The organism is Aeromonas sp. HMWF014, assembly GCF_963878295.1.
Taxonomy (GTDB): domain Bacteria; phylum Pseudomonadota; class Gammaproteobacteria; order Enterobacterales; family Aeromonadaceae; genus Aeromonas; species Aeromonas popoffii.
The window spans coordinates 1-14,280 of record NZ_CAWNYS010000250.1 but is presented as its reverse complement, the minus strand read 5'-3'; the positions used below and the strand labels follow the sequence as shown (position 1 = coordinate 14,280).

Here is a 14,280-nt window from a genome sequence, read left to right as displayed (position 1 = left end):
GTCCTGATGCCAGTGAATGACCACACCGGCATCCACCAGCTCGGGCAAGGCGTTGACCAGTGCCAGCGCCTGCTCCCCCTGAAGTAGCCACTCACTGCCGGGCAGCCCTATGGGCAATGAATGGCGTAGCTGCTGGGCCTGCCCCTTCTCGGCGGCAAGGTCCCGCTGCCAGTAGTGATAATCCTTGATCCCCTGCCGTACTATGGCCTCCCCCTTGCCAAGGGGCAGTGGCGGCAACTCGCCCTGGCGGGTCACCAGCCTGACCGCCAGCTGGCCATCCTGCCAATCCAGCTGGACCGAGGGAACACCGGGCCAGGGAGCCAGTTCGGCATTGCCTGTCAGGCCAGCCACCTGGCTGTGCCAGGGCAGATCCGGGATGGCATCCAGGGTACGCTGCAGCTCACCTACGCCCTCTTTCGACAAGGGGGGAATGGATTCCAGCGCGGGCAGGCGATCGAGCAGCGCCTGGGGGGTGAGGATAAGCTGCCACAGGTCCTGCGCCAGCGGCAGTATATGGGCCCCGCGCGCGGCGGCGGCCGGGCTCAGCACGGCGCCCATGCCTTGCTCAAGGGTGACAAGCTGCAGCAGGGGGGCACTGATGGCCAATTGCAGCTTTTGTCCCTTGGCATTGAACAGACGCGGATGATTGGCCAGCGGCACCCAGGCATCTCGCGGCAAGTGGCCCATGACCCTGGGCAGGGTGCGCACCAGCGCCCAGTCCTCTTCGTCGAGCAGGGCGGCATACTGGGTGGAGAGCAGCGCAGGATCAACCCGACGGCCGGCGGTCCACTCCCCCTTGGTGCTCTGCTTCTGGATCTTGCACTCCAGCTCGGGCCCTTCGGCATGCAGCAGCCAGACCAGCCGCTCCTGCGCCTTGCGCACGCCGCTGGAGCGTCCCAACCCCTGCAACCAGTTGAGCCAGCTGGCAGAGGCGGGTGTTTTGTCCTCCCCGTCCTGTTCGTCTGTCTCTTCCTCCCCGTTGGCGGCACGCAGCTGTTGCAGCGGTGCACGCTGCGCCCCCAGCCCCAGCAAGAGCCGCAGCAGATCCTGACAGAAGGCCATCAGCCTGTGATGGGGATCGGCCTCCAGCACGTGGGAGAGATCCCACTTGTGCAGGATGGCAACCTGGGGGCTCTGCTCACCGTGCCGAGCAAGGGCGCAGAGATCGAGCCAGAGGTACCCCCAGTGCAACTCCTCCAGCGGCAGTTGCAGGGTATCGAACAGACCGACCGCCTGGCCGTGGCGATCGCCGGCCCACTGGCCCAGCAGATCCGCCAGCAGCGGAAACTGGTTGCCCAGGCTGCGCTGCCATTTTTTGCGCTGCTCGCTGGCAATCACGGGGTCGGCTTGTTGCAACCAGCCGAGCCAGAGCAAGCCGCCGAACATCAGTGGCCACTGGCCCTGATCGCCTTGCGCCTGCCACTGCCCCAGAGCACCGAGCAGCCGCTCGGCAAGGGGTTGTTCTGCCCCCTGCTCCGCCAACTGCTGTAAGGCGGGCCAGTGAGTGGTTACCTCACCGGCAAGGTCGCCACAGAGCCATTGCCACTCCGATGCGAACCCTTCACTCACGCGGGTCAGCTCGGGGGCACAGGCGCAGGCGACCGATGTCAGCGGCCACTGCTCGCCCGGTTCAGCATCGAGCAAGGTTTGCAGGGAGAAGTGCATCAGCATCAGTTGCTGCCATTGCGGGCTGGAGCCCGGCAGCAGGCGATGGGCCTCGGGCACGTCGAGCAGGCTCAGCAGATCGGCCGCGAGGTAGTAGGTCGGCACCTGACCCGCCTCCCCAAGGCAGAGCTCGCGTACCAGCGCCTGGGCCATCTCCTGACCGGTCACCGAGGGCACCCGTGCCCAGTTCGGCATGGGGCAGGCTCCCGAGCGCACCGCCAGGATCAGCGCCAGGGTTCCCTCTGCCGTCAGACTCCACTGCTGCTCCCCGCGCAGCCGCACCAGCCCCTGCAACTGCAACTGGCTCAGCTTGTCGGTCAAAGCCCGCCCGATCGGCTGCTGTGCTTGCAGTTGTTCTTGCAAATAGCGGGTACTGGCGGTGCGCTGCAACTGCAGCTCACTGAGCAGGGCATAACAATCGGAAGAGAGGGTGAACGCAGACATCAAGACTCACGGGCAGGTGCAAAAGCGGAATTTTAACGGGAAAGCGGCGGCGGCTCGACCCTTAACCGTGAAATAACTCAAAAAAAGCCGACTGGCTCATAGAACGCAGCGCTCAGGGCTGAGCGCCAAGGGATGGCAAGAGGCGGAAACCTCGGCGAAATGGCAATAAAAAAGGCGCCTCAGCGCCTCTTTAGGGGGAAACGTGCCGACGTGTCAGCCTTCCAGCTGCGCCAGACGGGCTTCCAGCGCCTGTAACTGGGCCTTGAGGGTTTCGACCTCCGCCTCCAGCGCGCTCAATCTGTCCACCGCCGGGGAGGCATAGCTGCTGGCAGGGGATGCCTCGGCCAGCGCCTGCAGATCCACCTCGCCACTGAACAGGTGGGCATAGCGAGATTCACGCTTGCCCGGTTCGCGGGGCAACTTGACCACATAGGGCCCCTGCTCAATCAGGGCAGCCAGCGCCGCATCCACCTGAGTGACATCATCGAAGCTGCACAGGCGGTTGGTGCGAGAGCGCAACTCACCGGGTGTCTGCGGGCCGCGCAGCAGCAGCTCGCAGACGATACCGAGCTCCTGCGCGCTGAATTTGAGGGTGCCGAACTCGGTATTGCAGAAGCGATGCTGGTAACGGGGCACCCGGGCATTGAAACCGGCGGTGTTGACCACCAGACGCTTGCGGATCAGCTCATCCACCACGGCGCGGATATCCAGCTCACAGAGCTCCAGGACCGGCTCGCGGTTGCTCTTCTGGTTGCAGGCATTGACCAGGGCATTGAGGGAGAGGGGGTATTGATCCGGCGTGCAGATCTCTTTCTCGATCAGAGCACCGATCACTCGGGCTTCCAATGGGCCTAGCACTAACTCCATTTCATACTCCCTTTCTAAAACAAGATGTTGAGGCCACTATCTTAGCCATGACGCCCGGGCCGTCCAGCAGAGGCAACCATTTTTGCGAAGCGGTGAGGCGGTTGATGAAACATCACCCAACCTGGCCGCCCTGCGTTGCACCGTCCCCCAACATCAGGAGGAGGGCTTGCGCTCCAGCGCCGTGGCCACGGATGTGGCGGCCGAGCCGGTTAGCAAGGGATCCCCCGGATAGAGCATCAGGGCCTGCGCGCGCAGTACCTGCGCCTCCTCTTGGCGCCCCAGCGCACCGAGCGCGATCACCATGTTCGCGTAAATATTGGCTCTGGGCGTGTGACGCACAAAGGCCTGGCCCCAGTCGAGATAGGCTTCAAGCTCCCCCTTGTTATCGGCCTGCAAGCCCACCATGAGTCGCACCGAGTTCACGTCAAACTCCACCCGGGTCAACCAGGCCATGGGATTGACGATGTCGAGCAACAGGATCGGCTCCTTGTAGCCACCACGCTCATACTTGGTCACCACCCAGGCAGTATGAATGGCGGTGAGCATGAAGGGCACGACCAGCAGAGGAATGGTGATGGCCACGAAACGCAGCAACAGCCAAGGGCGATAGACATACTCGCGCCAGCTGGCACGGTCCGAGGCTTGCAGTCCCTCCTCCACCTCCGCATCCAGCACATGGATCAGCAGCAGCAGGGCCCACCACAGGGCAATGGCATGATAGAGCGGATACTCGGTCTGGGTGTGCAGCAGTATGGGGGTCACCAGCGCCAGCAGCGCCGCCCCCTTGACCCAACCGGCCCGACTCAGCCGCCATAGCAGGGCGCCCACCATCAGCACCATGCCAATCATGGGGGCCAGCCCCCCTTCCACCGCCCAGTAGAGAAACTCGTTGTGGGGGTGATCGAGGTTATATTCAATCTGCACCATGGCCGGGTTCAGCGCCTTGTCGGCCATGTAATGATGCAAGAAGGTGGTCTCAAAGCTGCCGTAGCCCCAGCCAGCCAAGGGGGATTGCGCAATCAACCTGGCGGCATAAGGCCAATATATGGAGCGCATGCCACCGGATTGATACACCTCAAGCCCGCGCTTGACGCCACTGATGCCGTATTGTGACACCAGCCCCAGCACAATGCCGAGCGCAACCAGGCCAAGCATACGGGCCAGTTGATGCTGATGACGCAACTGCGGTGCGAGCAGGATCAGGGCCAGCAAGCCACCCAGTTGCCCCACCCGGGATTGCAACACCACCAGCAACAGGCTGGCCGCCAGGATCACCCCATAACGCAGCCCTCGTAGCCAGGCATTGGCATTGCCGCGTAGCTCCAGCCAGATGGCAAGAGCAAGTCCGGTCGCCATAAAGGTCGCCATCACATTGGGCTGCTGAAAAATACCGTAAGGGCGATTGGCAAGGGTGTCATAACCGAGCCAGTTGCCGGGTGTCAGCAGGTAGTACTGCACCAAGCCCAGCAGCGCCTCGATGGCCACAGCCCCCAACAACAGATAGAGCAGCTTGTCACGGGCCTGACGAGCCAGCTGCCATTGGTACAGACAAAACAGAAACAGCAGACCGGCAAACAGCCCCAGCAGCCGGGGAATGGCATAGTCCTTGAGCTCGAAGCCGGGATAGGCCATCGGTAGCAACAGCAAGCCTCCACCGAGCCACAACCAGGCCTGCAATGGCGAGAACACCAGCCGCTGTTGCAGCGTCACCTGCCACAACCCCAGGCCAATGACGAGGCTGGCGAAGATCCAGCCCCAGGCATTGAATGGCAAATAGAGCCCGGCCCCACCGGGGTTGTGCATGAAGAAATGCATGGCCAGCAGCCAATAAAGCACGCTGACCATGCCAAAGATCCTTGTTGTCGCCCTCATCAGCCCTGACCCCTTGCTTTCATGCTCTTGAACACTGTCACCAACACCCCCCAAAAAAAGAAAGGGGGCAAAGCCCCCTGTTATTTACTTGGTAAACATTATGCCTGTTCTGGCCGACGGAAAGCATGCCGTACCAGCACAATACCAACCCCCAGCATACCGCCAAACAGGGTGGCCAACACCACGATGAGAGGACGTTTGGGCTTGTCGCGGCTCAGGGGTTCACTCGGCGAGGCCAGGTAAGCGAAGGACTGGAACGGCAGTGCCTCAAGCTTGATGTCTTTGAGGCTGTTCAGTTGCAGGCGCAGGTCGCCAATACCCGGATTCATGAATTCTGGGTTCTTGATTTCCTTAAGGATGTTTAATTTCTCAGCCAAGGCGCGGGCACCGAGGTCGATAGCCAGGCTGCCCTGGTCCTGTAGATTCTGCACCGGTGCGTCGATCCCCGCAGCCTGCGTAATACGCAGGCCGTACTCGGTACGCAATATGTCATCTTGTAACCGCTTGAGGGTGTCGGCTCTGGCACTCTCAAACTGGGTCTGCAACGTCTTGATGCGGTTCTGCCAGATGGTGTCGAGTTCCTTGCTCTTGGCCGCAGACTCTTGCTGCTGGATAAAGGCTATGTATTGCTCCAGGCGCAGTTTGGCTTCGGCTGCCGTATGAGCAGCGAAGGAGAGAGTGACATTCTCACTCTGCTTGTCCAGTACCCTGGCGCTTATTCCTTCGCTCATCTTTCTAAGTAGTAGCCGCTTGCCGCGCTCATCCGTTGCCTCAGCCTGAACCACCTCGGCATCGAGATAGCCTTTTTCAACTAAAAACTGATGTTTGTTATTGAAACTGTTAAAGCTATTAACAAAATCATTGTACAGCGTCTTTTTGTCAAAGGCCGCAAAGGCCTCTGCTGGCACTTGCGTATTTATCAACTGGTTAATATTGAGCTCGAGCGACTCCACTTCCTTGAGGGTAGGCTGCCTAATCTCGGCCTGACTGACCCAGATTTGAGGAGCCCATAACGCATAACTCACCCCAGAAATGGCAAACACGCAAGTGACTAGTAGGATCAATATTTTCTGACGCCACAGCACCAGCACCAACTCACGCAGATCGATCTCATCAGAGGCGGCCTGCCAACCTTGTGGTAACTGGGCATCCATTTTTGTAGTTATCTCTTTATTGGTCATAACGACACTTGGTTCCTTTTCAGCTCAGAGAAGTAATAAAAGGCGCTTGGCGATCTTTGTCGGACAAAATCGGGAGCATATTTTCCAAAAGAGGCCAGGTAATAGCCAGCGTGGGATCAGCCCAATGAATAGCTCGTTCAAATTCCGGGCTGTAAAGGTTGGTGCATTTTTATAAAGCACCAGTAATATAAAGCACCAGTAATATTGACGGCGATAGCGATAAAAACCATTATTATTTATAATAAAATTTCCACTCAAAGTGGTAGGCTTTCATATCAATGTATCGGGGAGTGAGTTTCCGTATTCAAAAAATTGATATCGGTTATGGTGGGGGTTGACAAGTCTGGCCCTAACTCAGTTTTGGCTTTCCATACTAAATCACAAATGCCATCTGTTGGTGTGAATGCCACTGGTGCTTCCAATAATAAATGGCGGAGCTGCTCATGATCAAACTGATAGCAAGCAGCATCTATTTTGGTAAGCAGGACTCGAAGTTCAGACCAAGGCATCATATTCTCATTTGCTTTCATTATTCTCGGGTGATGGGTGCCCGAGACATTTTCACCAATGAGAAGTTCTTCAAAGAGTTTTTCACCGGGCCGTAATCCCGTGATTTTCACCTCAATATCTCCAGTAGGATGCTGCTCATTTTTTAGAGATAAACCACTTAAGCGAATCATCCTGTGTGCCAACTCTATAATCTTCACTGGTTGTCCCATATCTAGCACGAAGACATCGCCGCCGCATCCCATAGCTCCGGCTTGGATCACTAACTGAGAGGCTTCTGGAATAGTCATAAAATAGCGAATGATATCAGGGTGGGTCACTGTAAGAGGGCCGCCCGCTCTAATCTGTTTGCGGAACAGAGGAACAACCGAACCGGAAGAACCCAATACATTACCAAAACGAACCATGCAAAAACGAGTCTGGGTTTGAGCAGAAGCCAAGGCTTGTAGTGCCAGTTCGGCTAATCGTTTAGTCGCCCCCATGGTGTTCGTTGGTCGAACAGCCTTATCTGTCGAAATCAGAACAAAGGTCTCAACTCCCGCTCCGATTGCTGCCTGAGCACTATAGAGAGTGCCAAATATGTTGTTTCGAACCCCTTCGACAACATTATATTCCACCAATGGCACATGCTTATAGGCCGCAGCATGATAGATAGTTTGAACCTGAAAATTTCTCATTATAGCGCCCAAGCGATTTTGACGCTGTACTGAGCCCAACAGAGGTACTATTTCAAGCTCTATATTTTCATGCAAGCAAAGATCATTAAGCTCTTTATCAATGGCATACAAGGCATATTCCGAAATCTCGAACAAAATCAGCTTACTCGGCTTGCAACAGATAATCTGGCGGCATAATTCAGAGCCAATAGATCCACCTGCCCCGGTTACCATAACTCGCTTGCCGGTTATATTAGCATTCATCAGCTCTGGCATGGGGACAACTGGATCCCTGCCCAGCAGATCTTCAATGGAAACTTCTTTTAATTCATCGATCAATGCCTTTCCATCAACAAGATCGGCCATACCAGGAATTGAGAGCACTTCACAGGGAAAAGGTTCCAGACGACGAATAACTTCTTGACGTACCGAGCGAGATGCGCTGGGAATTGCCAGCAATACTTTCTGAATATCAAAGCGCTCAATCAGATCAGCAATCATGTCAGGAGAATAAACATTGATCCCCTGAATAGTGGTTTTAACCAAGCTTTTGGCATCATCGACAAATGCTACCGTGAAAAATTCTTGCCCTTGGTTCAGAGCCTGCTGTAATTGACGCCCTGAAGAACCAGCACCATATATCAGTACGGGTATACGTGTTTTTTTCCCACGATTGACTAACATTCTAAAAAATAGCCTAGTTCCTCCAATCAGCAGAATTGCAAATGCAAAGTAAATAATGGGAACAGTTCTTGGAAGAGGCATAGTGAAAAAGAAACCAAGCATAACTAATAGCATCGTCGAGATGAAGACACCCAGTGCAACCGTCCACAATACTTTAAATCCAACATATCGTAACACAGCTCGATATAGGCCCAACCTCATAAAAACAATGATGCTCATTGGCACCAATAACACTAAGGCTTGCCAGTGCAGAACACTTTTGAGCGGCATGGCATCATCAAGTCGGACCCAAAAACCGCCCCAAAAAGCCAGCGATAGCAAGACTGCATCAGCGAGAACACTGATTACTCGCTTATATAAGCGTGGAATGCCCAAAAATAATGTCAACATTATCCCACTCCATGATAAAAATATAACAATGAAATACTGGCTCATCACTGACATTGATCAAATAACATATTTCATAAAATTGATATAGTTATTTTTATTTCACTGCATCTCCCTTACCACTGCCTGTAGCAGTCATAACGATATAACGAATATAATTAGCCAGCGTCAAGTTATCAATCATCTCACGATCTGTTTTGGCCAGCAACTTAGGCGTAGACATATCAATATTCTGAACTTGCGCAAGTCCGGTAATCCCTGGCAATACATTATATATCCCCAGTGCATCACGCTCAACAATCAGTTCTTCTTGATTGAAAAGATTAGGTCGAGGCCCAACCAAACTCATCTCGCCTTTTAATACGTTGATCAGCTGTGGCAACTCATCAATCTTGGTTTTACGCAAGAAACTACCGAACTTAGTAATGGATGTTGAGCTGGCGAGGTGGCTGGCAACCGACTTGGTATCGACCGACATGGTCCGAAACTTAATTAGCGTAAATGGCTTTTTGTAACGCCCGACCCGCTCTTGCACAAAAATTGGCGAACCGGTATCAAATAAGCCGATCAAAGTTACGACCAACAAAATAGGCCAAAGAAATAACAACCCCAAAAAAGCAGCACAGAAATCAAGCGTTCGAATTAACATCCTTCTTTATCCTCAATAAAACAGCATTTAATCCCTTCCTCCACAGATATCGGTGGTTGCCAACCCAATGTTGCTTTGGTGTGAACAATATCAACCTGCAGATTACCACACAGCCGTTCAATCACAGCTTGCTTGCCCGTTAACTTGCCTGCCAGTCGTAACCAACTCATCGGTACTGGCAACAAACGGGGCGATTTACCCGCCGCCCGAATTATCATCTCAAGTAACTGCGTTGTGGAAATATCCTCATCATCGCTTACCAAAAAAGTCTGATTAGCAGCATGAGGATGAGTGACACAGGTAATAATAAGATCGACTAAATTATCTAATGCAACCATGCTACGTTGGTTATGAATCGCCCCCAGAGGCAACGGAAGATTCCTTTTAGCAATTTTAAGCAATGAACAAAAATTACCTTTTACTCCCCGCCCATATACTAATGGCGGGCGAATAATAACCAACTCCATACCAGAATTAGCTACCGATGTTCGTAAACCATCTTCTGCGGCTTGCTTTGAACGACCATATGCATCTTCTGGCGAGGGAGTAGAGGCCTGGCTAAAAGACTTCACATAATTGGTTGATTCGCCGTTAACCTTGATCGAGCTAATAAAAATAAAGCGCTTAACATTAGCAGAAATGGCCTGTCTCGCCAAATTAAGTGTCCCTTCAACATTTACATCATGATAAATATCATTGCTACTATCTGTTGAACTATTCATCACATGCGCCTGCGCAGCACAATGGATCACTACATCAACATCGAATAATGCATGTGAATAGTCGGTAAGAGCTCCAATACGCCCGATCACATGAGTACAAACCGGTGTATTATCAACGGGAAAACTAGCCGGAGGCCTGCTACCATAAGTACAAACAGCAGTATCTAACTGCTGCATTACTACTTTTAAAACTTCGCTACCGACAAAACCGGTGGCTCCTGTTATTAACACTTTCATTTTTTTGCTCTTGCAAACGTATAAAGAATTCGCTGAGCGGCAACTTCCACTGAGAAGTTTACTTTAAGAACTTCGTAGGCACGCTCACCCATTTCAGAACGCATTTTTTTATCTTGTAAAAAGATCAAAGCTGCGTCCATTAATTTTTCGTCCTCACCATTAATATAAGCAAGCCCAGCACCTTCAGCATTGATAAATTCAATTAAATCATTACCTGGGTTGACGCTACCAAGAATCGGTAAAGACTGAACCATATATCCCAACAATTTACCAGGGAAATTATGTGCTTTGTGTGTTTTAGCCAATGAAAATAGACCAACATCGACTTGTGTCAAAACCTCTTTATATGCGGCCTGACTAATTGATGGGAGCAAGGTCAAGTTATGAAGATTTTCAACAGAGATAGTCTGCTTGATGAGGTCAAACTCATCTCCTTGGCCTATAAAAAGGAAATGTGCTTTAGGGTATGATGTCATACCTCTTACTAAACGAATTAAATTACGCATATCTTGAGCATGACCGATATTTCCGCCATAAAAATAAATGACTTTATCATCTAAACCATATTGTTTTCTTATATCTATGAGTTTATTTGAGTAACCGATTGGGTTTATATCTGCCCAATTCATCAACACTTCCAATTTATTATTGTAGATTGGATGCGATGTAGAGAAGTATTTCAAATTCGCTACAGACATCACCCCAATACAATCTGACGATTTATAATTTAGCCATTCAAAAAATCTAAAATATGCGGCAACTGGAGAATATGCTGAAATGAGCCCTTCATCTATTACCCATTGCGGGAACATGTCCCGCAACACTAAATAATTGAATGTTTTCGCTTTACGTTTAAACCAATGCATTAGTGGGCCAAAAAAAATAGTTGGCGAATAATTAACACATAGTTCGAATGAAGATATATCCTTTGCATTTTTAATTGCTAAAAAAGCATTGAGAGATAGCAATGATTCACTTATCACTCTTTTAACCTTGCCCTGCCCCCGCATAGGCGGGTTACGAAAACGCCATATTTCTACACCATCTATATAATCGACCTGAAGACGTTTAGTTTGTTTGCCATAGCTGGGTGTAATTATCACCGGCTCATGGCCAAGCCTTTTAAGCTCTAATGCCAGTTCATGGAACATTTTGGCATGCACTAAAGTGCTATTAGGTAAATAATCATCAGGGAACAGGGCGATCTTCACAGCGACTTTCTCCACACAACTCGATTAACATAATCTGTGTAGCTTAAAATGGTGCGCAGCACTTTGTCTGATACATTCGGAGCAATGTAATCTTGTACCTTATTGATCAAACGCGTTGCACCACGCGGTTGCTGCTCCAAAACTTCAATCGCTTGCAGGATCCGTTCAACACTCATGCCGGTGAACATCACCGCCCCTTCTTCAAACCCTTCTGGGCGCTCTTGTGCTTCCCGAATATTGACGGCAGGGAAGTTCAAGATGGATGACTCTTCCGTAATGGTACCGCTATCGCTTAGTACTACCTTGGCATCCATTTGCAGGCGCACATAATCACTAAAACCAAGTGGCTTTAACAAATTTACTAAAGGGTGGAAAGTTAAATTCAATGCTTCAATTTTTTTGCGGGTACGCGGATGGGTCGAAACAATAATCGGATACTGATATTTTTCTGCAAGCTCGTTTAATACCCTCACATAACTGTGAATATTTTTATCTGAATCCACATTCTCTTCACGGTGCACACTCACCAAAAAGTATTCTTCCTTAGTCAGTGACAGCCGCGATACCACATCAGCAGCGTGAATTTTGTCCTGATAAAAAGCTAGCACCTCGTCCATCGGGCTACCGGTTTTAACGATAAGATCAGGTTTAATCCCTTCGTTTAACAGATATTCGCGCGCAATATCGCTATAGGGCATATTCACATCAGAAATATGATCCACAATTTTACGGTTGATCTCTTCTGGTACACGTAAATCAAAGCAACGATTACCCGCCTCCATATGGAAAATCGGGATTTTTTTACGCTTGGCAGAAATGGCCGCCAAGGCACTGTTGGTATCCCCCAGAATAAGGAGCGCATCCGGCTTTAACTCGGCAAACACCTTATCTGACTTGCTGATCACTTGCGCCATAGTTTCAGCAGCACTGCCACCGGCACACTCTAAAAACACATCTGGCGCACGAATACCCAAGTCATCAAAAAATATTTGATTGAGCTCATAATCGTAATTTTGACCGGTATGAACCAAGGTGTGGTCACAAAATTCGTCCAACTTGGCGATAGTACGCGACAGCCGAATAATTTCTGGGCGCGTACCAACGATGGTCATCACTTTGAGTTTTTGCATGGCACATACCTTGTCAAATAATCGTTATGCATAAATTCAATCAACTCACGCCAACTGGGCACAGTCAAATCCAGCGCTTGGCGCAAGCGGCTAGAATCGAGCGAACGGTCGATCACCAGTTGAGTTGACTCATTAATCTCAATACCCTTGCCATAAATTTCGGCCACCAATGAGATCAAACTGTGCTTATCAATCGGTTCTACCGACAGATGATACAAACCGCAGAGGTCAGGCTTGTTCAGAATGTTGTCGGCCAACAGCTTGGCAATATAACAAGTCGGCAAACCAGAAAATACCGCCTTAGAAAAACCCTTCACCGCACCACATTGGCTTAAAAACCAATCAACCAGGCTCACGGCGGAATCCAGCTCATGACCAATGATCGAGGTACGCAAGGTTAAGTGGCGGCCATAGTTAACTTCACCCAAGCATTTGGATTTACCATAGAGATCAGTCGCGGTGGGCAAATCAGCTTCCTGATACATGCCTTGTTTGCCATCAAACACACAATCGGTCGAAAAATGGATCAACCGTGAACCATATTGGTCGCACAGAGTAGCCAACTGATGTGGCAATAGGGCATTGATTTCAATCGCTGCCACATGCTGCTTGGCAATATCGTGCTGCTTAATCAAGCCAATACAATTGATCACCACCTCTGGCTTGGTAGTGACAATCGCCTGTTCAAGGCTGGCGATATCGGTAACATCAATACCTTGCAACAGGTGCTTTTGGTACTGCGCAAAAAAAGCCGCCTTGCCGGTTAAGCTGCGCACTGTGCCCGTGACGTTTAATGCTGAGTTGTCAGCCAAATTGCTAAACAGGCTGTAACCCAACATGCCGGTGGCACCCAAGATTAACACATTCACCGTTATACCCCTTCCGGCACGATTAGATTACCGGCTTCGATTTCACGAATGAAATCGAGCTTGCGCAACAATTGCTTCATCCCGGCCACATCGAGGCGCTCGGTGTTATGAGAGTTGTAATCTTCAATCTGCGACAGATCTTGCTCACCCTCTTCAAAATATTTGGAGTAATTAAGATCACGGTTATCGGCAGGCACTCTGAAGTATTGTCCCTGCTCCTGTGCGACAAACATCTCTTCACGGCTACAGAGTGCTTCAAACTGCTTCTCGCCGTGGCGTGTACCAATCACATTAACTGGGTGCTCTGGTTTATTCAGGATCTCCAACAAGGCTTTTACCAATACATCAATAGTGGCGGCTGGCGCTTTTTGAACAAAAATATCGCCATTCTTGCCATGCTCAAAGGCATGCAATACCAGATCGACCGCATCATCGAGGGTCATCATAAAACGGGTCATCACCGGGTCGGTAATGGTAATGGCATCGCCATTAACAACCTGGCGAATAAATAGCGGGATCACCGAACCGCGCGAGGCCATCACGTTGCCATAACGGGTGCAGCAAATGGTGGTATTGGTGTGTTCCAGGTTACGACTCTTGGCAACAATTACCTTTTCCATCATCGCCTTGGAAATTCCCATGGCATTGATCGGGTAAACCGCTTTATCGGTACTCAAGCACACCACCCGCTCGACCCCGTGACTGATGGCAGCTTCCAGCACATTCTCAGTACCCAGCACGTTAGTTTTTACCGCTTCCAGTGGATAGAACTCACAAGATGGCACCTGCTTTAACGCTGCCGCGTGGTAAACATAATCCACCCCACGCATGGCATTGGTCACGCTCTGGTAATCGCGTACATCACCGATATAAAATTTAAGTTTGTCCGACTTAAAGAATTTACGCATATCGTCCTGTTTCTTCTCATCACGGGAGAAGATGCGGATCTCTTTAATATCGGTATTTAAAAAACGACGTAGCACAGCATTACCGAAAGAGCCTGTGCCGCCAGTGATCAAAAGCACTTTATTGTTAAACATACCAACCTCAACACCATTAAAATTTAAATAAAATCAAAAAAATCTTTCCAAGTTGCACACTGCGCAAATGACAGAGGAGCAAAATTAAATACTGTTTGCTGCCCAACAACAAATTCCATTTCATCTGCCCATTTTGTTGCATCTTGATAATTCAAGAAA

At 50.7% G+C, this 14,280-nt stretch carries 10 protein-coding genes and 2 pseudogenes; all 12 read right to left on the bottom strand.

Annotated features, from left to right (window positions below):
• Positions 1 to 2,109: pseudogene (locus AAC083_RS10160) on the bottom strand (DEAD/DEAH box helicase); the annotation flags it as partial.
• Positions 2,110 to 2,322: 213 nt separating this feature from the next.
• Complete coding sequence (locus AAC083_RS10155) at positions 2,323 to 2,976, bottom strand: YceH family protein (protein WP_108535443.1); 654 nt, start codon at positions 2,974 to 2,976, stop codon at positions 2,323 to 2,325.
• Between the two features lie 153 nt (positions 2,977 to 3,129).
• Positions 3,130 to 4,821, bottom strand: a complete 1,692-nt coding sequence (locus AAC083_RS10150; protein WP_258224560.1) for a PglL family O-oligosaccharyltransferase — start codon at positions 4,819 to 4,821, stop codon at positions 3,130 to 3,132.
• A 125-nt stretch (positions 4,822 to 4,946) separates the two neighbouring features.
• Positions 4,947 to 6,029: an LPS O-antigen chain length determinant protein WzzB gene (locus AAC083_RS10145; protein ID WP_258224559.1), complete on the bottom strand. Its 1,083-nt coding sequence runs from the start codon at positions 6,027 to 6,029 to the stop codon at positions 4,947 to 4,949.
• A gap of 19 nt (positions 6,030 to 6,048) precedes the next feature.
• Positions 6,049 to 6,186 (bottom strand): annotated as a pseudogene (locus tag AAC083_RS23010) (dTDP-4-dehydrorhamnose 3,5-epimerase family protein); the annotation flags it as partial.
• 118 nt (positions 6,187 to 6,304) lie between these two features.
• Positions 6,305 to 8,266: a polysaccharide biosynthesis protein gene (locus tag AAC083_RS10140; RefSeq protein WP_108535441.1), complete on the bottom strand. Its 1,962-nt coding sequence runs from the start codon at positions 8,264 to 8,266 to the stop codon at positions 6,305 to 6,307.
• 94 nt (positions 8,267 to 8,360) lie between these two features.
• Entirely contained in the window at positions 8,361 to 8,912 is a 552-nt protein-coding gene (locus AAC083_RS10135) for a sugar transferase (protein ID WP_108535440.1), read from the bottom strand.
• Positions 8,906 to 9,871 (bottom strand): UDP-glucose 4-epimerase family protein, encoded by a 966-nt coding sequence (locus AAC083_RS10130; protein WP_108535439.1) that lies wholly within the window; start codon positions 9,869 to 9,871, stop codon positions 8,906 to 8,908. The genes AAC083_RS10135 and AAC083_RS10130 overlap by 7 nt, the downstream gene beginning before the upstream one ends.
• On the bottom strand, positions 9,868 to 11,082 hold the full coding sequence (locus tag AAC083_RS10125; RefSeq protein WP_108535438.1) for a glycosyltransferase family 4 protein: 1,215 nt from the start codon (positions 11,080 to 11,082) through the stop codon (positions 9,868 to 9,870). Before AAC083_RS10125 ends, AAC083_RS10130 begins: the two co-directional genes overlap by 4 nt.
• A complete protein-coding gene (gene wecB / locus AAC083_RS10120) occupies positions 11,079 to 12,212 on the bottom strand; it encodes a non-hydrolyzing UDP-N-acetylglucosamine 2-epimerase (protein WP_108535437.1) in 1,134 nt (377 codons plus the stop codon). The genes AAC083_RS10125 and wecB overlap by 4 nt, the downstream gene beginning before the upstream one ends.
• Positions 12,194 to 13,081: a dTDP-4-dehydrorhamnose reductase family protein gene (locus AAC083_RS10115; protein ID WP_108535436.1), complete on the bottom strand. Its 888-nt coding sequence runs from the start codon at positions 13,079 to 13,081 to the stop codon at positions 12,194 to 12,196. Before AAC083_RS10115 ends, wecB begins: the two co-directional genes overlap by 19 nt.
• Positions 13,082 to 13,083: 2 nt before the next feature.
• Entirely contained in the window at positions 13,084 to 14,121 is a 1,038-nt protein-coding gene (locus tag AAC083_RS10110) for a polysaccharide biosynthesis protein (protein ID WP_108535435.1), read from the bottom strand.
• Positions 14,122 to 14,280: the final 159 nt, after the last annotated feature.